The following is a 23383-nucleotide window of genomic DNA, read 5'->3' as shown; positions in this document are numbered from 1 at the left end:
CATGGACATCGTCGTTTTTTACGGCATCTACATCTTGATGGCCTTCACCATTGCCATCGGCTTTGTGTTCATCGTCGGCGGCACCATGCACTTTGGCGTCAAGCGGCCCGATGGTTTTTTGCCCTATCTCTTCGTACCCATGGTGCTGGCGATTGCTGTGGCCACATTGGCCTCGGGTCGCAATCTAGGTCTTGAGGGCCTGGAAGGGCTGCCGCCTGATGCCGCTGATATGGCCGCTGGAGGAAGTGCCGCCAAATGGACGCAGCGTGCCACGTCTATCTTTCTGCTGGCAGCCTCCTTGGAGCGCATTGCTCAGTTCATCTTGGCCAAACGCCAGCTGAATACGCCGCGGGCGCTGATGATTGCTTACGTGATCTTCTGGGTGTGTTCGGTGGCCTTGCCTGCAGCCTTGGGCACGCGCCCGACGGTTTCTCACGAGTTCCTCTACGCCCTGATCATCGGCACCGGTGCCTTGCTCACCACCGAAAACGGTGCGCGCCGCACCGTCATTTGGGCCCGCAATGCCTTGTTTGCCTTCATGGCCTTGGGCCTCTTGTTTCTGGCCGTCAAGAAGAATCTGGTGCTGGCGCCCTATACCGGTGGCTTGATTCCTGGCTTCAACGTGCGTTACTCCGGCCTTTCCAGCGGCCCCAATGCCATGGGCCCGTTGGCCGTGCTCGGCCTGATTTGCCTCTGGTGCATGCCTTACCAGCGGCGGAGTGTGCAGAGCGCGGCGTGGCTGGTGGGCGCTGCCACATTGATCCTCACGCAGTCGCGCACCAGCTGGATTGCCGCCCTGCTGTGCTTGCTGACCCTGGTCTATTTCCAGTACCGCGGTCGCATCGGTGCCGGCCTGGCCCAAGGCCGTTACAAGCTGCAAAGCCAGTTCCTGCTCGGCGCGTTGGCAGTGCTGGTGCTCGTGTTCATGGCGGTGGCGGTGTCCGGCGCACTCGGTGCGCGTGTTGAAAAGTTTCTGGCCAGCCGCACCGGCAGCGACCTCGTGACGCTGACGGGCCGTACCGAGATCTGGGCCGTGGCGATCGAGGAATGGCGGCGGAGCCCGCTCTTCGGTTACGGGCCTGATATCTGGGACCCCTACCACCGTTTCCAGATCGGCTACAGCGCCGCCTTCCATGCCCACAACCAGTTCCTCAATGTGCTGGCGGCCTCGGGCTTGATCGGCCTGCTCAGCTTCCTCGTCTATCTGGTGGCCTTGGTCGCGCGCGTTTTGCCTCGCCTGGCGGCCTTCAAGGGCATGCCGGCGGCATTGGCCGTGCTGCTGCTGGTGCGCTCGATCAGCGAGGTGCCGATCGGTCTGCACAGCTTCGGCAGCGAGTCGCTGTTCCACATTCTGCTGCTGATGCTGGTGGCGGGTGCCCCGGCGACCGTGCGCCTACGCAAGCCTGTGCAAGCCAGGGCCTGGGCCGATACCGAGCAGCAAGAGGGCATGCAAGGTGCCTGATCGTTCACCCTTCTGGTCGGTCGTCATACCGCTGTACAACAAGGGCCCTTACATCGAGGCCACAGTGGCGTCCGTGCTCGCACAGAGCGATCCGGACTTCGAGATCGTGGTGGTGGACGATGGATCCACCGACCAGGGGGCAAGTTTGGTCGAGGCCCTGCCGGACCCGCGAATCCGTCTGATTCGCCAGGCCAACGCGGGTGTGTCCGCGGCGAGAAATCAAGGCATCCAGGCCAGCCGAGGCGAGTTCGTTGCTTTTCTGGATGGTGACGACCTCTACCATCCCGAATGTCTGGCTCGTCTGCGCGCCTTGCATGGGCAGTTTCCCCAGGCGTGCGTCTTGGGTGGGCGCGAGCAGAGAGTTGCGCATGACGACATGGCCGGGCACCGGTTTTCGAGTTTGCCGGCACAGTTGCCATGCCGGATCGTGGACAACCTGCCAGCAGAGTTCTTGCGTGCGGGTTTGCCCTTCAGCTCCAGCTCTGTGGCCGTGAACCGCCATTTGCTAGCAAGCTTGCCGTTCGCGTTTCCTCCCGGGGAATCCATGGGTGAAGACCTTGACTTATGGTTTCGACTGGCGGAGCTCGGGCCGGTTGCGCTGATTGATGCTCAGATTGCTGTCTACCGAGTAGGCATAGCCGACAGCTTGATGGGGTCCTATCGCGCCCTAGAGCTACTTCCGGTTTGGCTCCGCTTAGAACAGCGCGCGACCGAGATGACTGCGGCCAGCGAAGTCAGGCGTGCTTCCTTACGTCTTGTCGCGGAGATGCGATTGACTCTTGCTAGAGTTTTGGTCGTTAAGGGGATGAGAACCGCAGCGGTGAAGTTGTGGGTTTCAGGCTGGCGTGCGATTGTCGGGCGACGGTGGTGGTTCACTGTCCTGATATTGCTATCACCTCGATTGGCTGCGCTGATTCGGTGAATATTGATCGTGTGGGCGCTTGCGTAGGTGGCTGTGTTCGGGGGGTTCAATGATTCGTATTTTTAGGGTCGCGCATCTGCTTGCGGAATATGGTGTGCCTGTGATCCCTCGCTTCCTCTATATTTTGAATAGAGTGCTTTTTTCCATTGCCCTGCCACCCAGCGTTTCCGTTGGTCGAAATGTTTTATTTGGTTACAGCGGATTGGGCATCGTGGTGCATGCTCGGGTCGTCATTGGCAACAACGTCAAGATTTCTCAGAACGTAACCCTGGGTGGACGATCCGGATATCTCGAAGTTCCCATCATTGAGGATGACGTCGATATTGGCGCGGGTGCTTGTGTGCTCGGTCCGGTACGGATTGGACGCGGCGCCAAAATCGGAGCCAATGCTGTGGTGTTGAAGGATGTGCCTGCGGGCGCTATTGCGGTCGGCGTGCCGGCGCGAATTTTGACCAGTGGTCAGGGTGATTGAGTTGGCCGCCCTGAGAATCCTGTTCTTGATGTACGACCACCTGCCTGCGTTCAGACCGGATGTGGCCGTCTTGTTCGGCAAAGAGTTGCCCAAGCTAGGCATTCAATCCGACCTGCTCGGACAATTGGCAAGTGGGCGCAGCGTTGCAGAAGCGCACGCTTGGCCAGCGGGGCAAGTGTTTTTGCATGGACGCGAGCGCAAGGGCATTTTGGGACACATGCTGCGCCCGTTACTTGATGTTTCTTTGCTATGGCGAGTTAATTCTGAACATCGCCTGATTCAAGTTCGCGACAAGATACGAACGGGTTTGATTGCTTTGCTGTATGCACGCGTGAGCGGGCGAAAAATGGCCTATTGGATGTCTTTTCCTTTTGTCGAAGGATTCAGAATTCGGCACGAAGAAATCGGGCGAAGGCAGGGTTTGCTGGTTTGGCTGGTGAATGGTTTGCGCGCTGTCAGTGCGCGGAGCCTTTACTACGGTTTTTTGGCGGCTAGGGTTGACCACTTATTTGTGCAAAGTGACGCCATGCTTGAATTCATGGCAGGAAAAGGCGTTGCAAGAGCACGCATGACGGCCGTGCCGATGGGGGTGGATGCCGCCCATTTCAAGAATGTATGCGCGCCTTCAGTTCGGCCTTCGTTGTTTGAGGGCCGTCAGGTCATTGCTTACCTGGGAGTGCTTAGCCGCAGCCGGAAGTCGGAGTTTCTCCTGGATGTCCTGGCTGCCGTGAGGGCAAGCATGCCCAATGCCTTTTTGCTTCTGGCCGGAGATGCCGCCAGCGAAGATGAACAGATTTGGTTTCGTGAGCAGATTGCCGTCCGAGGGCTGTCGGATCATGTGTGGTTGACTGGATGGTTACCTCAAGCCCAGGCTTTGCCCTTGCTCAAATGCGCAGCTCTTGGGCTGTCGCCGTTTCCCCGCGACTATCTGTTCGACACCAATTCGCCCACAAAGGCGATTGAGTATCTGGCCCTCGGAATACCTTGCGTTGGCAATGAGAACCCTGATCAACGCCTCGTATTGGAGTCAAGTGAGGGCGGGCTTTGCGTGCCCATGGATGTCACGAGCTTCAGAGATGCTGCGCTGAAGCTGCTGTCTGATCCCGAGTACGCCAAAGACTGCGGTGTTCGCGGTCAGGCCTGGGTGGCGCAGCACCGTTCCTATCAGGCGATCGCAGCCAAGGTGGCTGCGGTTTATCAACAGCTGCTGGCGCGCTGACCCTGCGCTGAGCGGGGCCGGCGGCAGGGGATGGGCCGGCCTAGAAACAAATTCAGAACTTCAGGAAAACGTATGCGAGTCCTTATCGTCGGTGCCGGCAACGCCGGTTGTGCCCATGCCTCGGAGCTGTCCTTCCGTGGCCACGAGGTGGTGTTGCTGAAGACCTCGAAGTCCATGCACGACGCGAACTTTGAGCGCGTGCTCGAGCGCCAGGGCATGGACGTGATCGACAACCCGCGCCACGGTGCCCGCCGTTTCCAGCCTTTCACCTTGGCGACGCGCGACCTCGATGCTGCGTTCGCGGTTCGGCCTGACATCGTGTTCGTGGCCACGCAGTCGACCCAGCATGAGGCGATCGCGCGCCTGCTCGGCCCGCGCCTCAGCGCCGGCCAACTCCTGATCGTCAGCCCGGGCTATATGGGCAGCTGCTATTTCCGCAAGCACAGCGCCTCGCCCGAGGTGATCGTGGCCGAAGGCGAGAGCCTGCCTTTCGATGCCCGCATCGTTGAGCCCGGCGTGGTCAATGTGCTCTGGGAAAACAGCCGCAATGCGTTGGCCTTCCTGCCGCGCAGCCGCAGTGCCGAGGGCCTGGCGCTGGCGCAGGCCTTGCTGCCGCGCTATGTGGCAGCACGCAGCAATGTGGTTGAGTCGGCCCTGCACAACCCCAATCTGATTCTGCACACGGTGGGCACCTTGCTGTCGGCCAGCCGCATTGAGTATTCGGGCGGTGAATTCTGGATGTACCGCGAGGCCTTCACGCCTTCGACGATCCGCTTGATGGAGCGTCTGGACGAGGAGAAGAAGGCCATCATCACGCGCACCCAAGGAGATCCGGCCGGCTATCTGGAGGCCTTCAAGTTCCGTAACGAGGAGAATCTCGACATGGCCCCGCTCGAGGTGCTGCGCAAGTACGCGGCTGAAGGCGGCCCCAAGGGTCCTACCGATATGACAACGCGTTATGTCACCGAGGACGTGCCCATGGGTCTGGGGCTGATGTCGTCGCTGGGCCGTCTGCTGGGGGTGCCGACGCCGGTCTGCGATTCCCTGGTGGTCTTGGCCGGCGCCTTGCTCGGCACCGAGTTCGAGTCGCAGGCGCGCACGGTCGAGCAGCTCGGCTTTGCCGGCATGTCGGCGGACGAGTTTGTGCGCGTGATCAACGGGTGAGCCGATGAGCTTGATCGATCACCTCGAAAAGGCCTACTACCGTTATCGGCCTTTCATACCGTCGCGCCTGCTCTACCACCCGCAGTATTTCCTGGTGCTCGAGTTGCAGGCGCAGCGTGTCGCTGAGGGCGGCAGCGGTGCCGGGCTGCTGCAGGTCCGCAAGGAGCTGTTGCGCGGCATCCTGCAGCAATGTGTCCGGCATGTGCCGTTCTATCGCGCCGAGGTGAAGCTCAGCGAGGCGGAGCTGGCGAATGAGGATCCCTATGCGCTGCTGCAGCGCTTTCCTTTGCTCGACAAGAGCGTGGTGATGAGTCGTCAGGCCGAGTTCCGCAATGAGCGCTACAGCCTGCGGCGCTTGCATTACGCCACCAGCGGCGGCTCGACCGGGGAGGGTATCGGTCTGTGGCGCAACAAGCGCCTGGCCGATATCGAGCGTGGCTTCTTTGCCGCCGAGTGGGGGCAGTTCGGTTTCAGCTTTGACAAGTCGCAGTACCTGCGCATCGGTGCGGACGCGCGCGCCAAGGCCGATGAGCCGCCAGTGCGGGTCAATGGCAACCGGCTGATGCTCTCGCCTTACCACGTGAACGGCCGCCACAAGGCGGCCATCCTGGCGGCTCTGCGCAGCTTCCGGCCGCAGTTCATTCATGCCTACCCCAGCGTGGCAGCGGACTTGGCCAACCTGATCGAGGATGAGGAGCTGGGCTTTGACGTGCGCGCGGTGCTGCTGGCCTCCGAGCCGGCGACGGCCGGCCAGTTGGCCGATGTGGCGCGCGTCTTCAAGTGCCCGATTTCGGTGAACTATGGACTGACCGAGCGAACCAACATCGCCTTCGCCCGCTACAGCGGGGGCGAGGACCTGAGTTTCCAGTTCGACGCGCTGTACGGCGTCAACGAGAACCGCTTGATCGACGGGCGTGCAGAGATCGTCGGCACCTCGTTGTGGAACGACGTGACACCGCTGGTCCGCTACTGCACCAAGGACTTCGGCGCGATCGACGAGCTGGGCCTGTGCACGCGCATCGAGGGGCGCAGCCAAGAGTTCCTGACCGACCGTTTCGGCGGGCGCATCCCGGGCCTGTCCATCGTCATCGACGAGGTGACCTGGGACTTTGTGCGTCTCTACCAAGTGCGCCAGCGCCGCGCCGGCGCCATCACCATCGCGGTGGTGCCGCGGGGCGAGGGCTTGACTGCTGAGCAACGCCAGTTTGTGCTTGATGCTCAGATCAAACGTTGGGGCACTTTCTTCGACGTGGATCTGGAGCTGGTTGAGGACATTCCGCAGGGCAAGAACGGCAAGCGTAAGCTGGTGCAGATCGATCTGGCGCCATGAGGCTGCTGCGGAGGGCAGGGCGATGAGTCGGCGCGAAGTCTTGATGATTGGTACGGCGCCCGAGGGCAAGGGTGGCGTGGCCTCGGTGGTGGGGGTCTATATGGCCCATGGCTTGCCGCAGCGCTTCCCGCTGCGCTACGTCAGCACGCACCGTGAGGGCAGTCGCCTGGCCAAGCTGTGGTGCAGCGTTTCGGCGCTCCTGCGCATCGTGTTCCTATTGCTGAGCGGCCGGGTGGCGGTGCTGCATGCTCATGTGTCTTCTAACGCCAGTTTCAAGCGCAAGTCGGTGTACCTGGCCCTGGCGCGCGCATTTGGCGTTAGTACGGTGTTTCATTTGCATGGCGGTGCGTTCGACAAATTCACGGACCAGAGCGCCTCGCCGCGTCTGCGCCGTTGGATCGTGCACAGCCTGCAGCGCAGCACGCGCGTGGTGGCCTTGTCAGATTCTTGGGTTCGATACCTGAGTGGTGTTGCTCCTGGCTTGAAGGTGCGAGCCATTGCCAACCCGGTGTTCATGCCGGCGCTGGCAGAGGGCCGGGCTGACCCGGCGGAGCAGGCCGGTCGGCTGATTTTCCTAGGTCGGGCGGAGCACAACAAAGGCGTGTTCGATCTCTTGCAGGCGCTGCAGCTGCTGCGCGAGCAGCGGCCCGATGTGCGTCTGGCTATCGGCGGCGACGGCAATCTGGAGGCCCTGCGTGCCGAGGTGCATCGCCTGGGGCTGGACGCCCAGGTCGAAGTGCTGGGTTGGGTCGTGGGGGAAGCCAAGCTGCAGCAGCTGAGGCGGGCCGAGGTCTTCGTTCTGCCGTCCTACAGCGAAGGCCTTCCCATGTCGATGCTGGAGGCCATGGCGTTTGGCAAGGCGGTGGTGGTGACGCCGGTGGGTGGGATTCCCGAGGCGGTTCAGCATGAGCAGCAGGGCTTGTTGGTCCAGCCGGGCCAGCCGCGTGAGCTGGCCGATGCGCTGCTGCGCCTCTTGCAAGATGACGAGCTGCGCCTGCGCCTGGGGCAGCGGGCCCGGCAGCGCGTGGCTGAGCGTTTTGGGGTCGAGCGTGTCCTGGGCCAGGTGGCTGATCTTTACCGAGAGCTTGGTGTTGAGGAGTTGCGAACGTGAGCAGCCATGAGGCAGGGTGGCGACTGAGCTGGTTCTGGAATCGCTTGCGCTGCATGTCACCCGCCGAGGTGCTGCACCGCAGCCAGTACGCGCTTCTGAAGCGGGCGCAGCGCAGCCTGGGCTTCGGGGCGCTGCGGGCGGAAGCACCTGATCAGTTGCAAGGAGGTGTGCGCTGGGTCTTGCCGCGGCCCGCCGAGGGCGAGGTGGAGTCTGCTGACTACCTGGCTGAGGCCGAGCTCATTGCCCAAGGCTCGGTGCGTTTGTTTGCCAGCCAGCGTTTCGAGGTCGGCGCCGAGCCGCAATGGAACCGCTGCCCGCTGACGGGCGTGCAGGCGCCGCTGCGGCCCGCCCACGCCCTGTCGATCACCGACCGCAGCCAGGTCGGCGATATCAAGTACCTGTGGGAGCTGAACCGCCATTTGCATTGGGTGGCCCTGGCCCAGGCCTGGGCGCTTAGTGGCCAGCGAGAGCATCTCAATACTCTGGCGCTGCAACTCCGCTCGTGGCTAACGCAATGCCCCTATGGGCAGGGCCCCAACTGGACCAGCTCACTGGAGTACGCCATCCGCCTGCTCAATTGGTCCCTGGTCTGGCAACTGATCGGGGGGCTCGAGTCACCGCTGTTTCAGGGCCCGCATGGCCAGGCGTTGCGGAGCGACTGGCTCCGCAGCATCAATCTGCATGTGCGAGCCATCAGTCAGCACTATTCGCGCCATTCTTCGGCCAACAACCACTTGGTTGGCGAGCTGACGGGTGTCTTCGTGGCTGCAGCAGTCTGGCCCTTCTGGCGCTCCGTCACCGAGCTGGCCGGACGGGCGCGGGCCGAGTTGCTGAGAGAGATCGATTTGCAGGTGGCGCCTGACGGCGTACTGCGCGAGCAGGCCTTTGAGTACGCCACCTTCACTTTCGACTTCTTTTTGGCCGCGGAGCGCGCAGCCGCGGCTTCGGGGCAGCCCATGCCGGCGAGCTACAGGGCGCGCATGGCGGCGATGTGCCGTTTTGTCGCCTCCGTCACCACATGCCGAGGTGCGGTGCCACAGGTCGGTGATGCCGATGGCGCCGAGGCCTTCCGCCTGGACCCGCGGCCGGGCCGCGACTGTTTTGCGGCCATGCAGCAAAAGGGTGCAGCGCTCATGAGGCAGCCGGCCTGGCTGCCCCAGCCTCAGCATCGGCGAGATGACGCGGCCTGGCTTGATTGGGCCACGGGCGCCGTGGCTGAGCCGGGTGCGGCCTCGGCCGGCCGCGCCTTGGACTTTCCAGACGGAGGCTATTACTTGTTCGGCCGCGACATGGGTGGCCCGCAGGAGATTCTGGGTCTTGTTGATGCCGGGCCGTTGGGTTATCTGGGCATCGCCGCACATGGGCACGCCGATGCCTTGCAACTCTGGCTTTCGGTGTCCGGCATTCCGGTTTTGGTCGACCCGGGTACTTACTCCTATTGGGCGGAGAAGAAATGGCGCGACTATTTCCGCGGCACGTCAGCGCATAACACGGTGCGGGTGGCCGGCATTGATCAGTCCATGAGTGGCGGCCGCTTCATGTGGACCCGAAAAGCGCATGTTTGTGCGAACCGCAGCATCAAGCGAACGCCTGAGGGTGATTTTTCATGGAGCGCCGGGCATGATGGTTACAAACATTTACCTGGAAAGGTCTTGCATTCCCGGGAAGTTCAGTTTTCTGCACAGAGCAAGTCTCTGCGCGTGCTGGATCGAGTGGAAGGCCGCAAGCCGGAGTTGATAGAGCTGTTCTGGCACATCGCGCCGGACTGGACGCTTCAAGTCGAGGGTGCGAACCGCGTTCGGCTCTGCCATGGTGAGGGTTTGCAATTGGTCCTGCAGATCAAGGCGCCGCTGCCCGGCCGTTTGGACATCGTTTCCGCGCAGGAGGAGCCTCCCTTGGGTTGGTACTCGGCCGGATATGGAGAGCGCTGCCCCTGTCCTACGATCCGCTGGACAACAAGAAGCATTTCTATTCAATTGGAAACACTGATTGAGGTGATTTCCGTGTAGCAGGCCGTGTCGCTCTTCATGGCCTGAGACGAACAACAGGATAGGCCGACCACGAATGCCGGCTTGCCTGTTTCGACGCAGGGAGCGGGCATGAAGAGCTTGATGGAATCACTGTATCGCTGGCTTGACCGGCAACTGTTTCGGGCGCGAAGCTTCGACCTGGATTTGGTCCAGCGATTGGTCGAGGCTGCGCCAGGTCAGCAGTTTTATCTTGGTGGCTTTCCGGCAGAACAGCTGGAAAGCGGGGTTCGTGCCTACCTCGGTTCGGGCATGGCGCTGCCGGTGGAGGTGCGCCACAACGCCTCGTCAGAGCTGATCTATCTGGGCCAGATGTGCCTGGATCACCGTTCATTGAGTCGCAGCGTGCTCGGTGTCATCAGCAAGCTGCCGGCAGCCCAGGCCATGGCTGTGCGCATGCAAGAGACGCCCGACTCGCCGCGAGCGGTCCGGCCAGCTAGCCCGCGACCGCGGAGCGCGACCCAGTTGCTGGTACAGCTCTTTCAGGACTCGATTCGCGCCTTGTCGACTCGCGAACAATGGGCTCTGGCCGTCGGCAACTGGTGCAGCAGCAGCCGGACTTTTGCCGCGCATCAGGTAATCAAGCCGCCGCCGGATCGCTTTTGGGCCGACCCCTTCATCGCGGAGATCGAGGGCAAGCGCTGGGTGTTCTTCGAGGAACTGGTTTACGCCGAGAATCGCGGCAAGATCGCAGTTTTCGAACTTGGGCCGGATGGCCAATGTGTTGGCGAATCCCAGCGGGTGCTCGAGGCACCGTATCACCTGTCCTACCCCTTCATGCTTCGGGATCAGGGCCGGCTTTACATGATTCCCGAGTCGTCCGCGAACCGGACAGTGGACCTCTACGTCAATGAAGGCCGCTTCAAGGACTGGACCCATGTCAAGACCCTGGTGGCTGGTGATCGCTTGGCCGATGCCACGGTCATTCACCATGATGGGCTTTGGTGGATGTTTGCGACCCGCGGTGATGTGGGTGCGGCTATGCACGATGAGCTGGTGATTTACTGGGCCGCCACCCTCGAGGGCGATTGGACTCCGCACGCGGCCAACCCGGTCAAGATCGATGCCCGCAGCTCGCGTCCGGCCGGTGCAATGTGGGTGGCTGAAGGCTGCATTCATCGCCCGGTCCAGGACTGCTCGGCCCGATACGGATCGAACATCCGGGTGCAGCGGGTGGTCGAGCTCAGTCCCACACACTTCCATGAGGAAGACCTGGGCTCCATCGCCCGCAACGGCACGCCTGACGCTCTGGGTCTGCACACACTCAGTGTCTGCGGTTCGCTGGGCTGTATCGATTTGCTGATGCAGCTACCCAAATAGGGCAGCGTCGGCCACCTGTGGGGCTCAAGGAGGCAACAAGGTCTGGCGTTTGTCGAAGCTGATGACCTGGTTGCCCACGGTCACTGCGATGCGGCTGCCTTGCTGGCTGACCTGCACCGGCAGGATCTTGCAGCTGTCACGCAGCACCGTCAGGTGTACCAATTCTGTGCTGGGTGTCAGGGCAGTGAAACGCCCATGGGCCTGCGCCGGCATTGCGGTTTCAGGGGCGACGTCCCAGGCCATGGTCTGAGTGAAGTTGGTCGCCGGGCCATAACGGTCCAGACATACAGATGAGGTGTCCTTGCTGGCCTTGACTGTGCTGGCATCGGCTGTGAACGGGTTGGGCGAGTGATAGTTCAACTCCCATTGCCGGGCCTTGGTGCTGGTCGCCCAGTCATAGACCAGGGTGATGCCGTTGGCGCGGTCCATAACGATGCTGCGAATGGCATTGCTCAGCAAGGGGGTCCATTTGCCCGTCTGTGGGTCGTTGGCCCGGTAGGCCAGTGCTGCGTCACCGGTGACGGCAGACAGGGCGCCGCGCACCTCGCTGTAGATGATGTCGCCGCGCGCGTCCATGCTGTACAGCGGCTCGGTCGGTTTGATGGCGCCAACGGCGCTTTCACTCTGGCCGATTCCGCCGTCGAAAGTCAGCGCGTTCTTGTAGCGTGTGGCGCGGGTCACGATACGGTGATGAGGCGAGTTGTAGTAGGGGTAATAGCCACTGCTGATCAGCAAGGGCTTTCCTTGCGACACGTAGACCAGGGAGTTCTGGTCTGCATGCGAATGGTTGAAGGCACCGAAACGGCTGGAGCGGAAGAACACGCTGGTGCGGGCCGAAGCCTTGGCATCGACATGCATAGCTGCCAGGCCGGCATCTCTCGTGAACCAACTGTTTTGTGTCGGGGCTTGAGCGGCAGGCTGAGCCGAACTGTCTGCGCCCAAAAGTAGCAACTGCCAGATCAAGGCGCCGTTGGGGGAGTTGATATTGCCTGGGTTCACCCGCCAGTACCACGCATCTTGCGGGTTGCGAGTCATCTGAGCGTGCAGCCGGTAGTAGTTGGAGCTGTAGTTGGCGTACAGATCCTGGGTTTCAGACTCGTTGCCGAAGGCGCTGGGCTGTTTGATATTGGGCGCCGTGAACGCCATCAATTGCTCGCCGCTGCGGCGTAGGTACTCCAGTTGGTAGAGGTCGACGCCAATGATGCTGCGCACTGCGGCGACATAGGGCACGACACCGTTGAAGGCATACCAGGCGTAGGCGATGCCATTGCCAAAGCTGCCATCCTGATCTCCCCAGGTGCTCATGGTGAACTGGCTCAAGTCCCAGAAGCGAGCGAGCAAGGCCGGTGCTTCCGGAAAGTTGGGCAGCCCGGTGGACAAGAGTAGCGCCTGTGTAATCCAACGCACATTGGAGACGCTGTGCGAGTCGTACGGTTCCCGATCCAGGTAACTTAGCGCTTGTGCCGTCTGCAGCAGGCGGCTGCGCAGGTTGTCCGCCAGGCTTGTGCGTTGAGCTTGGGTCAGATCGGCCCAGAGCATGTCTAGTCCTACGGCCAGAGCCAAGAAAACTTCTCGATTCGCTTGGTCGCTATTCTTTTCGCTGCTCTTGCCATTTGGCGTCCAATCGCCCAGCGCCAGCAGTCGCTGTTTACCAGCAGCGAGCATGGCCGCGTTGTTGTCCAGCCTCCCGGCAAGGATCAAGCCTTCCATGTACTCCCGCTCGGTTCGGGCGGTCTGCACCATATTGCGCAAAGTCAGTACCTGTGCGAGCGCCGTAGCTGAGCCCGCAGTTGGCGTGGCATCGGGTGATACGGCCACGGCTTGGTTTGAGGCCCACCGAGCCCTTGCTTGCAAGGCTGTCAATGCAGAAGCATAGTCCGCACCTCTGGCCGCAATTGCAATTTTGGCGTAACTGCTACCAGCCGGAAGCACCCTAGGGCGCTGTTTTCCGGCGGCATTGACCGCCACGGTCTGGCCGTCTGGGATCGCATTCGCGTAGACGGCGGTGGGAGCAAAACTGGGGCCTTTGGCCAATGCAACGGCTGGCGCAGCTATGGTGAATCGTCGCCATTGCGAGCTGATGCGGGAGCCTCTCGTGTTTGTGTATGCCACAGCCCATTCGTACTTCCCTGGAAACAAGCCGCGGTCAATTTGTAGCCGCGGTGCCGTGATGTCGTTGCGGTTTACCAGTGCACTGCCACCACCTTGCGGCCGGAGTACAAAGCTCCATGGAATGCTGCTTTGGCGGTCACGAGCTTCGCCCCAAGAAAACAGCGGCGTAATACTCAGTCGGGCGCAGTCATTGGGCGCAATTCGCCGTAGGTGGGCCGGCATCAACTCCAGCCAATCCGCTGCCATCTGGGCGCACGATTCGCCGCTGCCCGGCAACTCCCCGGCAGCTGGTGGATCGCTTCTGAGAAGGTCGGGTTCGGCTTGACGAACTTGGTGTTGCTGGCAGGCCGACAAGAACACAAGCGCCATTGCGGCGCCGAATCTGCTCATTGAGGGCCGAAAAATGGAGCGTTGAATGATGGCCATCATGCGTACTACCTTGCACTTTCGTGCAGCTGGTGATCAGCAGCTGCCAGAAACAGCGCTGCCGCAGCAACGCGCGGAGCTTTGATTGTGCCGGCTTGTTCGCATTCTGGCCGCTGGTCAAGGCGGCATTAATAGCTGGAAAACCGATCTATCTTGACCGTACCTGCAGGTCAGGATGGGGTAGGGGTTGGCGCGAGTTCATCTCACAGACACCTCAGCGAGAGCGCCACTCCTTTAGCATCAAACCGAAGAACGCCATGTCCTCAATGAAGTAGCGCCTGAACATGCGGCGAGGTTCTTGCAGAAAGCGGTAGAACCATTCGAAGCCTGTCTTCTGCATCCAGAGAGGTGCTCGTTTGACCTTGCCTGCCGCCACATCGAACGTTCCGCCCACACCCATCGCAAACGGGATCTTCATCTGTGACTGGTAGGCGCCGAGAAACTGTTCCTTCTTTGGCGAGCTGATGGCGACAAAGAGCAGATCGGCCTTGGCGGCCGTGATTTCTTCAACCACGCCAGCTTCTTCCTCGGGCTTCCAGTAGCCGTTGCGATGACCTGCGAACACCAGCTTGGGGTACTTCTGGCTGTAGATGTCTCGCACTTTGGAGACGATTTCTTCCTTGGCGCCCAGAAGGTAGACCCGCCAACCTTTATCGGCGGCACCGGCCATCAGTGCCTCGAACAAATCTACGCCTGCGACCCGTTCCTTCAGAGGCTTGCCCAGGAGTCGCGAGGCCCAGACCACCGGCATGCCGTCGGCGTTGATGAGTGCACATTCGTTGATGATGCGCTGCAGCTCGGGATCACGTTGCGCCTTGACCAGCTTGTCGACATTGACCACGACGTGCTGATGCGGTCTGCCGCTGGCGATGAAGCCCTCAATGGTCTGCACCGTCTCCGCCATGGACAGGTTGTCGATGGTGCAGCCCATCATCTGGATGCGTGGGCGGTTCATGCGAGCTTCTCTGCCAGGATGGCGACGATACGTTCGGCGGATTTCCCATCCCACAAGGCCGGCCGCCGGCCGCGTTTGCCGCCCGTCTTCAGTGTTTCGAGTGCCAAGGGGATGATCACGTTCGGGTCCGTGCCTGCCAGCACGTTGCTGCCTTCGTCCACCGTGACGGGACGCTCCGTGTTCTCGCGCATGGTGATGCAGGGCACGCCGAGGGCGGTGGTCTCTTCCTGCAGTCCGCCGCTGTCGGTGAGCACCAGGGCGGCATCCTTCCAGAGGTGGAGGAAGGACATGTAGGCCTGCGGGCCCATCAGGGTGACGTTGGCGCCCAGTTGCACGCCGAACTTCTCGATATTGGCGCGGGTGCGGGGATGGACTGGAAAGACCAGCGGGATTTCGGCCGAGACGGTGCGCAGGACCGTGGCGATGCGCTCCAGGGCTTCAGCACTGTCCACATTGCTGGGACGGTGCAGGGTGACGACCCCATAGCGGCTGTGCTGGCGCTTGTAGGCGTCGCTTTCCAGGACCGAAGTGTCCTGGGTCTTGAGCTTCTCGGCTTGGAACAGCACGTTGTCCACCATCACATGGCCGACATCGAAGACCGTGCTCATGTCCTTGCCTTCGCGCTGCAAGTGCTGGGTGCCGCTGGGCTCGGTGACGAAGTACCAGTCGCTGATGGCATCGGTCACCAGCCGGTTGATCTCTTCCGGCATGCTCATGTCGCCACTGCGCAGGCCTGCTTCCACATGGGCCACAGGCACACCGGCCTTCTTGGCCACGATGGAGCAGGCCAGGGTGGAATTGACGTCGCCGACGACCAGGCAGGCGGCCGGCTTTTCTGCATTCACCAATTGCTCGTAAGCCAGCATGATCTTGCCGGTCTGGTCGGCATGGCTGCCGCCGCCGCAGCCCAGGCGCACATCGGGCGCCGGAATGCCCAGCTCTTCGAAGAACACATCATTCATGTCCCGGTCGTAGTGCTGGCCGGTGTGGATGATCTTCCAGCTCAGGCGGCCACTGGCCTGCAGGGCCCGCACGATGGGGGCGATCTTCATGAAATTGGGACGGGCGCCCGCGATCAGGTGGATGCAGGGCAGGGCGGTGGAGGTCATGTGGCGGCGTCTCGTTGGAGGTCAGCCCGCTTCAGGTTCAAGGGATTGGAATGAACGCGGGCAAGTGCGGCAGATTCTAGGGGCGGCAAGTTGCCGTCAAGCGACAGCCCGGCTCGGCACGCCGCAACTCCCTAACTTGAGTGGTTGCTGGTGATTTTGCCGGGCGCGCAGCCCTCACGAGGCATCAAGCACAGCACTTGTCGGCGAGAATGCGCGCTGACCGCCGACGGCGCCATATGGGCTCATGTTGGCGCAAGCGCCCAGGCCGAGACTCGCGGCCCCGCACATGAATCAGGAGATTTTGTGAAAGTACTCGTCACCGGCGCCGCCGGCTTCATCGGCATGCATGTCAGCCAGATCCTCCTGGCGCGAGGCGACCAGGTGGTCGGCCTGGACAATCTGAACGATTACTACGACCCGACGCTGAAGCACAACCGCCTCGCTCGGTTGACCGGCAAGCCCGGTTTCGAGTTCGTGAAGATGGATGTGGCGGACCGCCCCGGCATCGAGAAGCTCTTCAAGGATCACAAGTTCGACCGGGTGGTCCACCTGGCCGCCCAGGCCGGTGTGCGCTATTCGATCGAGAACCCCCACGCCTACATCGACAGCAATATCGTCGGCTTCACCAACATCCTGGAAGGCTGCCGCCACAACGGTGTGCAGCATCTGGCCTATGCCTCCAGCTCCAGCGTGTACGGCGGCAACACCTTGATGCCTTTCTCCGAGCACCACAGCGTCGACCATCCGGTCAGCCTGTATGCCGCCACCAAGAAGGCCAATGAGCTGATGGCCCACACCTACAGCCATCTGTTCCGCCTGCCCACCACCGGCCTGCGCTTCTTCACGGTCTACGGCCCCTGGGGTCGCCCGGACATGGCGCTGTTCCTGTTCACCAAGGCCATCATCGAAGGCAAGCCGATCAATGTCTTCAATCACGGCAAGATGATCCGTGACTTCACCTACATCGATGACATCGCCGAGGGTGTGGTGCGCGTGCTGGACCGCCCGGCCACGCCGGAGCCAGGTTACGACTCCGACAAGAGCGACCCGGCCCACTCCAATGCGCCCTACCGCGTGTTCAATATCGGCAACCACGCGCCGATCCAGCTGATGGCCTTCATCGAGGCAATCGAGAAGGCCGTGGGTCGCGAAGCGATCAAGAACTTCATGCCGCTGCAGGATGGCGACGTGCCCGCCACCCACGCCGATGTCGAAGAGTTGGCGGCCTGGACCAACTTCCGCCCGGCCATGCCGGTGCCGGACGGTGTGGCCAAGTTCGTGGCTTGGTACCGCGATTACTTCAAGGTCTGAGGCCCACTAAGGCCGCAGCCTGAGCGGCTGCGTCGAAAGCCAAGCCCGCCCGCGTTCGCGCCGGCGGGCGTTCTTTTATTTCTTGGCTTTGATCCTCGTCCGAATGGCTCATCAGGCCTTCATATTTCGCGGTTAAAACTGCAGCCAGGCGCTACGCTTGCGCGTCGCCAAGCCACTTCGCGAAACAACAGGAAAGACAAGGCCGCCGAATGAAAGTCACCGCCATTGGCACGGGTTATGTGGGTCTGGTCACGGGCGCCTGCCTGGCCGAGATGGGCAACCATGTCGTTTGTCTGGATGTGAATCCGGAGAAAATTCGCATCCTCAACGAGGGCCAGATCCCCATCCACGAGCCGGGCTTGCTGGACATCGTGCGCCGCAATGTGGCGGCGGGCCGGCTGCAGTTCACCACCGACATCGATCGAGCGGTCAACCACGGCACCATCATGTTCATTGGCGTGGGCACGCCGCCCGATGAAGATGGTTCGGCCGATCTTCAATACGTGCTGGCGGCCGCGCGCTCCATCGGCCAGCGCATGACCGACTACAAGGTTATTGTCGACAAGAGCACGGTGCCTGTGGGCACGGCCGATCGCGTGCGTGCCGCGGTGGAGGAAGAGTTGGCCAAGCGCGGCTCGAACCTGAATTTCTCCGTCGTATCCAACCCGGAGTTCCTCAAGGAGGGCGCTGCGGTCGAAGACTTCATGAAACCGGACCGCATCATCGTCGGCTCGGATGATGAACAGGCCACGCTGTTCATGCGGGCGCTGTACTCACCGTTCACGCGCAACCATGACCGCATGATCGTGATGGATCTGCGCAGTGCCGAGTTCACCAAGTACGCCGCCAATGCCATGCTGGCCACCCGCATCAGCTTCATGAACGAGATGGCGCTGCTGGCCGAGAAAGTCGGCGCGGACATCGAACTGGTGCGCCGCGGCATCGGCTCCGACCCGCGCATCGGCTACAGCTTTCTGTATGCCGGCGCGGGTTATGGGGGATCTTGCTTCCCCAAGGACGTCAAGGCCTTGATTCGTGCGGCTGAAGATGAAGGCATCCCGCTGCGCGTGCTGACCGCCGTGGAGCAGGCCAACGAGCGACAGAAGCTCCTCTTGGTGGACAAGGTCGTGTCACGCTTTGGCTCCGATTTGTCGGGTCGCCATTTCGCTCTGTGGGGCCTGGCCTTCAAGCCCAATACCGACGATATGCGCGAGGCGCCAGCCCTGGTCATCGTCCAGGAGTTGCTGCGGCGCGGCGCCACCTTGGCGGCCTACGATCCCGTGGCCATGCCGGAGGCTCAACGCCTGTTGGGTGATCACGGCGGACTGCAGCTATGCCCCAGTGCGGAGGCTGCGCTCGAGGGGGCCGACGCCCTGCTCTTGATCACCGAGTGGAAAGAGTTCCGAACGCCGGATTTCGACGGAATCAAGCGCTCACTGAAGCAGCCCGTGGTTTTTGATGGCCGCAATCAATGGGAGCCCGCTCTCATGAAGACACTGGGCTTCGAGCACTTTGCGATTGGCCGCGGGCTGTCGCTTTGACAAGCTTGGATCTACCCCGCTCGAGCAAGCCCTGACTCATGACGCTGAGTACGGGCCGCGCACTCGAAGGGAAGGACAGGTTCAGCGATTGAGCTTGGTGGGCTTGATGGCGCGTCAGTCGAACAGCCGCGGCGCGTCGGCCAGCAGTGGAGCTTTCAGGTCTTTGTCTGCCAGCAGGGGCGCTGCGCCAACATCTGGCCATGCGATCCCAATCTCAGGGTCATCCCAACGCACAGCACCTTCGGCCTGAGGCGCGTAGGTGTCGGTGGTCTTGTAGAGAAAGTCAGCACTCTCGCTGAGCACCAAGAAGCCGTGGGCAAATCCGGGTGGAATCCACAACTGCTTGTGGTTGTCGGCGCTCAATTCGACGCCCACCCATCGCCCGAAATTGGGGCTGGACCGGCGGATGTCCACGGCCACATCAAACACCGCGCCCGCCACGCAGCGCACCAGCTTGCCCTGGGCATGGGGCGGCAATTGGAAATGCAGGCCGCGGAGAACGCCTCGTGCGGAGCGGGAGTGATTGTCCTGAACAAATCGAATGTTCTGGCCCACGGTCTGATTGAAGACGTCTTGGTTCCAAGTTTCGGCAAAGAAGCCACGCGAATCACCGAAGACGCGCGGTTCGATCAACAGCACATCAGGCAAATGGGTCGGACAGGCTTTCATGATGCGGGTGCTCAATAGGGACGATCTGTCAAAAGCCGCTGCAGGTACTGCCCATAGCCATTCTTGGCCATGGTTCTTGCCATGGCAGCCAATTGCTCGGCGTCGATCCAGCCAGCGCGGAAAGCTATTTCTTCCGGGCAAGACACCTTGAGTCCTTGCCGCTTCTCGAGAGTGGCAATGAACTGGCCAGCCTCCAGCAAACTGTCATGAGTTCCGGTGTCCAGCCAGGCATAGCCACGTCCCATCATTTCCACTTGCAACTGATCTCGTGACAAATAGTGTGCATTGACATCCGTGATCTCCAGTTCCCCACGGGCACTTGGACGAATGCTCGCTGCGATGTCGCACACTTGCTCGTCGTAAAAGTAGAGACCCGTTACGGCGTAGTTGCTTTTCGGGTGAGCGGGCTTTTCCTCGATTGACAATGCGCGCAGCTGGCCGTCGAACTCCACGACGCCATAACGTTCCGGGTCGTTGACGTGGTATGCAAAAACGGTCGCTCCCGTTTTTGTGTTGTCCGCATGTTGCAGCAGACTTTGGAAGTCGTTGCCGTAAAAAATGTTGTCCCCAAGGACCAAGGCGCTCGGCGCGCCGCCTAGGAACTGGCGACCCAAAATGAAAGCCTGAGCCAGGCCATCCGGGCTGGGTTGCACGCAGTAGCTGATGTTCAGGCCCCAGCGCTGCCCATCACCGAGCAAGGCCTCGAAACGAGGGATGTCCTGTGGCGTGCTGATCAGCAGGATGTCGCGGATGCCTGCCAGCATCAGCGTGCTCAAGGGGTAGTACACCATGGGCTTGTCGTACACGGGCAGCAGCTGCTTGCTCATTGCCATGGTGGCGGGGTGCAGGCGCGTGCCCGAGCCACCGGCCAGAATGATGCCCTTGCGATTCTTGGATGAACTCATGGTGTAGCTCCAGATGTGCGGCCCGCCCTTGGGCCGCGGGCAGCGCGAGTATGGGGTTAGAGGATCTCGGCCAGCATGCGGTCGACGCCGACGGTCCAGTCCGGCAATCGAAGGTCAAAGTTCTTCTGGAGTTTGGCTGTCGATAGGCGCGAATTCAAGGGCCGGCTTGCGGGTGTGGGGTAGTCGCTGGTGGGGATGGGCAGCACTTGATCGGCCGCCACTCGCAGCGAGTGGCCTTGCCGGCGGGCGGTCTCAATGACATGGCGGGCATAGGCATGCCAGCTCGTTTCGCCTGCCGCCACAGCGTGGTAAGTGCCACTCAAGCTCGGATTCGTCAGTGTGGCTCTGGCCATATGGGCCGTGAGGTCGGCCAAGAGGTCGGCGCCCGTGGGCGCGCCCATCTGGTCGGCTATGACCTTGAGTTGCTCGCGCTCGCTTGCCAATCGCAACATGGTCTTGGCGAAATTGCCGCCGCGGGCCGCATAGACCCAGCTGGTGCGCAGGATCAGGTGCTGGCAAGCATTGGCGCGGATGGCATGTTCGCCGGCCAATTTGCTGGCGCCATAGACGCTCAGCGGTGCCGTGTCAGCCGCTTCGTCGCGGGGCTGATCACCTGTGCCATTGAAGACGTAATCCGTGCTGTAGTGCACCAGCAGTGCACCCAGGCGGGTGGCTTCGGCGGCCAACAGCCCTGGTGCGGTGGCGTTGATCTGGTGGGCCAACTCGGGCTCGCTCTCGGCCTTGTCCACTGCCGTGTAGGCCGCGGCATTGACGATCAGCTGGGGCGCGAAGCGTTGCACTGTGGTTTGCAAGGACGTGTTGTCGGCCAGATCGCCGCCTTCGTGGCGATCCAGGGCGATCAATTCACCCAGAGGGCTCAGTGCGCGCTGCAACTCCCAACCGACCTGGCCATTCTTGCCGAGCAAGAGGATGCGCACGGCCTCAGGCTCCGTACTGCTGGGAGACCCAGTCGCGGTAGGCACCGCTTTGCACCCGAGCCACCCAGTCTGGGTGGTCGAGGTACCACTGCACGGTCTTGCGGATGCCGCTGGCAAAGGTTTCGGCCGGGCGCCAGCCGAGTTCGCGCTCGACCTTGCGGGCGTCGATGGCGTAGCGGCGGTCATGGCCGGGACGGTCTTTGACGTAGGTGATCAGGCGGCTGTAGGGGCCGGCGGGGTCAGGACGCAACTCATCCAGCAAAGCGCAGACGGTTTTGACGATGTCGATGTTCGCCATCTCGTTCCAGCCGCCGATGTTGTAGGTTTCGCCCACACGGCCGCCAGCGATCACGGCACGGATGGCGGAGGCATGGTCGGTGACATACAGCCAATCGCGGATCTGCTGGCCATCGCCGTACACCGGCAAGGGCTTGCCGGCCAGCGCATTGACGATCATCAGCGGGATCAGCTTCTCGGGGAAGTGATAGGGGCCGTAGTTGTTGCTGCAGTTGGTGGTCAGCACCGGCAGGCCGTAGGTGTGGTGCCAGGCCCGCACCAAATGGTCGCTGGCCGCCTTGCTGGCCGAGTAGGGGCTGTTCGGCTCGTAGGTCTTGGTCTCCGTGAATGCCGGGTCTTGCGGGCCCAGGCTGCCGTAGACCTCGTCGGTGGAGACATGGTGAAACCGAAAGGCCGCCTTGGCCTCCTCGTTCAGGCCCGACCAATATTGGCGGCTGGCTTCCAGCAAGGTGTAGGTGCCCTCGATATTGGTGCGCATGAAGGCACCCGGGCCGCTGATCGACCGGTCGACATGGCTTTCGGCCGCGAAATGCACGAGCGCTCGGGGCTGGTGTTCGGCCAGCAGGCGGTCCACCAAGGCGCGGTCGCAGATGTCGCCTTGAACGAAGACGTGTCGTGCGTCGCCTTGCAAGGAAGCGAGGTTCTCGAGATTGCCGGCGTAGCTCAGCACATCGAGATTGACCACGGTCTCATCGGACTGGGCCAGCCAATCGAGCACGAAGTTGCTGCCGATGAAACCGGCGCCGCCGGTGACGAGGATGGTCATGCTGCCTACCTGCAAAAGCCACGAATGGCCTTCAGGCTACTACAGCCGCCAAACGCGTAAACCCGATTCAGCCAGGGCTTTCTGGTCAAATGCGGCCTTGACATCAACAAACACCCCCCCAGGGTTTAGCTTGCTGGTCAGGTCCGACACTTTCAGCTGTTTGTAACCTTTGTGTGCCACGGCCGCGACGATGGCATCGGCACGTGGCAACTCGGCCCAAGTGACCGGGCGCACGCCGTATTCATGCACGGCCTCTTCGACATCCGCATCCGGGTCGGTCACGATCACCTCGACGCCGTAGCTTTGCAGTTCATGAATGATGTCGATGACCTTGGAGTTGCGCAGGTCACCGCAGTCTTCCTTGAAGGTCAGGCCCAGCACATTGACCTTGGCACCCTTGATGGGGGAGCCGGCCGCGATCATCTGCTTGATGGTTTGTTCAGCAATGAATTTGCCCATGCCATCGTTGATGCGCCGGCCGGCCAGGATGACTTGAGGGTGATAGCCCAGCATGTCGGCCTTGTGGGTCAGGTAATAAGGGTCCACGCCAATGCAGTGGCCACCGACCAAGCCCGGCTTGAACTTCAGGAAGTTCCACTTCGTGCCGGCGGCCTCCAGAACTTCGCTGGTGTCGATGCCGATCTTGTCGAAGATGATGGCCAGTTCGTTCATCAGCGCAATGTTCAGGTCGCGCTGGGTGTTCTCGATCACCTTGGCGGCCTCGGCCACCTTGATGCTGGCGGCACGGTGCACGCCCGGCTTGATGATGCGCTCGTAGACTTGCGCGACCGTGTCCAAGGTCTGCGGGGTGTCGCCGGAGACGATCTTCAGGATCTTGGTCAGCGTGTGCTCCTTGTCGCCCGGGTTGATGCGCTCGGGGCTGTAACCGACAAAGAAGTCCTGCTTCCACTTCAGGCCCGACTCGCGCTCCAGCACGGGAATGCAGACCTCTTCGGTCGCACCGGGATAGACGGTGCTTTCGTATACAACGATGGCGCCCTTCTTCATGTGGCGGCCCACGCTGGTGCTGGAGCCGATCAGGGGCCTGAAGTCAGGGATATGAGCCTCGTCCACCGGCGTGGGCACGGCGACGATGATGACGTCGGCTTCGGCGAGGCAGGCGGGATCGTGGCTGTACTCGGCATGCACGGCCAAGGCCATTTCGGCGTCTTCGAGTTCGCGCGAGGGGTCGGTGCCGGCCTGGCATTTGGCGACCTTGTCCTTGGCGATATCAAAGCCGATGGTGCGGCTGTGCTTGCCAAACGCCACAACCAGGGGCAGGCCGACATAACCCAGACCGACGACGGCAATGATGCTCATGATGGAA

At 61.7% G+C, this 23383-nt stretch carries 19 protein-coding genes; 11 read left to right on the top strand and 8 right to left on the bottom strand.

Annotation, left to right across the window (positions count from 1 at the left end; translation table 11 throughout):
- Nucleotide 1 precedes the first annotated feature (1 nt).
- The 9 genes from C1O66_RS09060 (at nt 2) to C1O66_RS09025 (ending at nt 11027) form a co-directional block, all read left to right on the top strand.
- Nucleotides 2-1462 (top strand): O-antigen ligase family protein, encoded by a 1461-nt coding sequence (locus C1O66_RS09060; protein ID WP_102767575.1) that lies wholly within the window; start codon nt 2-4, stop codon nt 1460-1462.
- Nucleotides 1455-2384, top strand: coding sequence for a glycosyltransferase family 2 protein (locus tag C1O66_RS09055; RefSeq protein WP_165794541.1), 930 nt, complete (start codon nt 1455-1457; stop codon nt 2382-2384). Before C1O66_RS09060 ends, C1O66_RS09055 begins: the two co-directional genes overlap by 8 nt.
- 49 nt (nt 2385-2433) lie before the next feature.
- Entirely contained in the window at nt 2434-2856 is a 423-nt protein-coding gene (locus C1O66_RS09050; protein ID WP_102767573.1) for a serine O-acetyltransferase, read from the top strand.
- 28 nt (nt 2857-2884) lie between these two features.
- On the top strand, nt 2885-4075 hold the full coding sequence (locus C1O66_RS09045; RefSeq protein ID WP_243392870.1) for a glycosyltransferase: 1191 nt from the start codon (nt 2885-2887) through the stop codon (nt 4073-4075).
- Nucleotides 4076-4147: 72 nt separating this feature from the next.
- A complete protein-coding gene (locus tag C1O66_RS09040; RefSeq protein WP_165794540.1) occupies nt 4148-5239 on the top strand; it encodes an NAD/NADP octopine/nopaline dehydrogenase family protein in 1092 nt (363 codons plus the stop codon).
- A 4-nt stretch (nt 5240-5243) separates the two neighbouring features.
- Nucleotides 5244-6569 (top strand): AMP-binding protein, encoded by a 1326-nt coding sequence (locus tag C1O66_RS23430; protein ID WP_108724341.1) that lies wholly within the window; start codon nt 5244-5246, stop codon nt 6567-6569.
- 22 nt (nt 6570-6591) lie between these two features.
- Nucleotides 6592-7680 carry a glycosyltransferase family 4 protein gene (locus tag C1O66_RS09035; protein WP_165794539.1) on the top strand — a complete coding sequence of 363 codons (1089 nt, stop codon included), beginning with the start codon at nt 6592-6594 and terminating at the stop codon, nt 7678-7680.
- On the top strand, nt 7677-9689 hold the full coding sequence (locus C1O66_RS09030; RefSeq protein WP_243392753.1) for a heparinase II/III family protein: 2013 nt from the start codon (nt 7677-7679) through the stop codon (nt 9687-9689). Before C1O66_RS09035 ends, C1O66_RS09030 begins: the two co-directional genes overlap by 4 nt.
- Nucleotides 9690-9779: 90 nt before the next feature.
- Entirely contained in the window at nt 9780-11027 is a 1248-nt protein-coding gene (locus tag C1O66_RS09025; RefSeq protein WP_102767569.1) for a glucosamine inositolphosphorylceramide transferase family protein, read from the top strand.
- Between the two features lie 24 nt (nt 11028-11051).
- Here the strand turns inward: C1O66_RS09025 and C1O66_RS09020 are convergent, their stop codons facing one another.
- The 3 genes from C1O66_RS09020 to wecB form a co-directional block, all read right to left on the bottom strand.
- On the bottom strand, nt 11052-13568 hold the full coding sequence (locus C1O66_RS09020; protein ID WP_102767568.1) for a heparinase II/III domain-containing protein: 2517 nt from the start codon (nt 13566-13568) through the stop codon (nt 11052-11054).
- Nucleotides 13569-13779: 211 nt separating this feature from the next.
- Complete coding sequence (locus tag C1O66_RS09015; protein WP_102767567.1) at nt 13780-14520, bottom strand: WecB/TagA/CpsF family glycosyltransferase; 741 nt, start codon at nt 14518-14520, stop codon at nt 13780-13782.
- Nucleotides 14517-15629, bottom strand: a complete 1113-nt coding sequence (gene wecB / locus C1O66_RS09010; protein ID WP_207795925.1) for a non-hydrolyzing UDP-N-acetylglucosamine 2-epimerase — start codon at nt 15627-15629, stop codon at nt 14517-14519. Before wecB ends, C1O66_RS09015 begins: the two co-directional genes overlap by 4 nt.
- A 303-nt stretch (nt 15630-15932) precedes the next feature.
- Between wecB and C1O66_RS09005 the strand changes: the two genes are divergently transcribed.
- Together C1O66_RS09005 and C1O66_RS09000 are read left to right on the top strand one after the other, a co-directional pair.
- On the top strand, nt 15933-16940 hold the full coding sequence (locus C1O66_RS09005) for an NAD-dependent epimerase (RefSeq protein ID WP_102767566.1): 1008 nt from the start codon (nt 15933-15935) through the stop codon (nt 16938-16940).
- A 209-nt stretch (nt 16941-17149) separates the two neighbouring features.
- Nucleotides 17150-18481: a UDP-glucose dehydrogenase family protein gene (locus C1O66_RS09000; RefSeq protein ID WP_102767565.1), complete on the top strand. Its 1332-nt coding sequence runs from the start codon at nt 17150-17152 to the stop codon at nt 18479-18481.
- Nucleotides 18482-18595: 114 nt separating this feature from the next.
- Here C1O66_RS09000 and rfbC read toward each other — a convergent pair whose 3' ends face one another.
- From rfbC to C1O66_RS08975, 5 genes are read right to left on the bottom strand one after another with little or no spacing between them, the layout of a single operon-like run.
- On the bottom strand, nt 18596-19150 hold the full coding sequence (gene rfbC / locus C1O66_RS08995; RefSeq protein ID WP_102769562.1) for a dTDP-4-dehydrorhamnose 3,5-epimerase: 555 nt from the start codon (nt 19148-19150) through the stop codon (nt 18596-18598).
- A gap of 11 nt (nt 19151-19161) precedes the next feature.
- Nucleotides 19162-20055 carry a glucose-1-phosphate thymidylyltransferase RfbA gene (gene rfbA / locus C1O66_RS08990; RefSeq protein ID WP_102767564.1) on the bottom strand — a complete coding sequence of 298 codons (894 nt, stop codon included), beginning with the start codon at nt 20053-20055 and terminating at the stop codon, nt 19162-19164.
- Between the two features lie 56 nt (nt 20056-20111).
- Nucleotides 20112-20993 carry a dTDP-4-dehydrorhamnose reductase gene (rfbD, locus tag C1O66_RS08985; RefSeq protein ID WP_102767563.1) on the bottom strand — a complete coding sequence of 294 codons (882 nt, stop codon included), beginning with the start codon at nt 20991-20993 and terminating at the stop codon, nt 20112-20114.
- Between the two features lie 4 nt (nt 20994-20997).
- On the bottom strand, nt 20998-22056 hold the full coding sequence (gene rfbB / locus C1O66_RS08980; RefSeq protein WP_102767562.1) for a dTDP-glucose 4,6-dehydratase: 1059 nt from the start codon (nt 22054-22056) through the stop codon (nt 20998-21000).
- Nucleotides 22057-22095: 39 nt separating this feature from the next.
- Nucleotides 22096-23376: a nucleotide sugar dehydrogenase gene (locus tag C1O66_RS08975; RefSeq protein WP_102767561.1), complete on the bottom strand. Its 1281-nt coding sequence runs from the start codon at nt 23374-23376 to the stop codon at nt 22096-22098.
- Nucleotides 23377-23383 lie beyond the last annotated feature (7 nt).

Origin of the sequence: Paucibacter aquatile (genome assembly GCF_002885975.1) — a bacterium.
Classification (GTDB): domain Bacteria; phylum Pseudomonadota; class Gammaproteobacteria; order Burkholderiales; family Burkholderiaceae_C; genus Paucibacter_A; species Paucibacter_A aquatilis.
Note: the sequence above shows the minus strand (reverse complement) of the source record. Positions and strands in the feature narration are given on the sequence as shown.

What these genes read in the sequence shown, in the direction of transcription:
- C1O66_RS09060 (WP_102767575.1), top strand. Translation starts at nt 2, where the DNA reads ATGGACATCGTCGTTTTTTACGGCATCTACATCTTGATGGCCTTCACC.
- C1O66_RS09050 (WP_102767573.1), top strand. Translation starts at nt 2,434, where the DNA reads ATGATTCGTATTTTTAGGGTCGCGCATCTGCTTGCGGAATATGGTGTG.
- C1O66_RS09045 (WP_243392870.1), top strand. Translation starts at nt 2,885, where the DNA reads ATGTACGACCACCTGCCTGCGTTCAGACCGGATGTGGCCGTCTTGTTC.
- C1O66_RS09040 (WP_165794540.1), top strand. Translation starts at nt 4,148, where the DNA reads ATGCGAGTCCTTATCGTCGGTGCCGGCAACGCCGGTTGTGCCCATGCC.
- C1O66_RS23430 (WP_108724341.1), top strand. Translation starts at nt 5,244, where the DNA reads ATGAGCTTGATCGATCACCTCGAAAAGGCCTACTACCGTTATCGGCCT.
- C1O66_RS09035 (WP_165794539.1), top strand. Translation starts at nt 6,592, where the DNA reads ATGAGTCGGCGCGAAGTCTTGATGATTGGTACGGCGCCCGAGGGCAAG.
- C1O66_RS09025 (WP_102767569.1), top strand. Translation starts at nt 9,780, where the DNA reads ATGAAGAGCTTGATGGAATCACTGTATCGCTGGCTTGACCGGCAACTG.
- C1O66_RS09020 (WP_102767568.1), bottom strand. Translation starts at nt 13,568, where the DNA reads ATGATGGCCATCATTCAACGCTCCATTTTTCGGCCCTCAATGAGCAGA.
- C1O66_RS09015 (WP_102767567.1), bottom strand. Translation starts at nt 14,520, where the DNA reads ATGAACCGCCCACGCATCCAGATGATGGGCTGCACCATCGACAACCTG.
- wecB (WP_207795925.1), bottom strand. Translation starts at nt 15,629, where the DNA reads ATGACCTCCACCGCCCTGCCCTGCATCCACCTGATCGCGGGCGCCCGT.
- C1O66_RS09000 (WP_102767565.1), top strand. Translation starts at nt 17,150, where the DNA reads ATGAAAGTCACCGCCATTGGCACGGGTTATGTGGGTCTGGTCACGGGC.
- rfbC (WP_102769562.1), bottom strand. Translation starts at nt 19,150, where the DNA reads ATGAAAGCCTGTCCGACCCATTTGCCTGATGTGCTGTTGATCGAACCG.
- rfbA (WP_102767564.1), bottom strand. Translation starts at nt 20,055, where the DNA reads ATGAGTTCATCCAAGAATCGCAAGGGCATCATTCTGGCCGGTGGCTCG.
- rfbB (WP_102767562.1), bottom strand. Translation starts at nt 22,056, where the DNA reads ATGACCATCCTCGTCACCGGCGGCGCCGGTTTCATCGGCAGCAACTTC.
- C1O66_RS08975 (WP_102767561.1), bottom strand. Translation starts at nt 23,376, where the DNA reads ATGAGCATCATTGCCGTCGTCGGTCTGGGTTATGTCGGCCTGCCCCTG.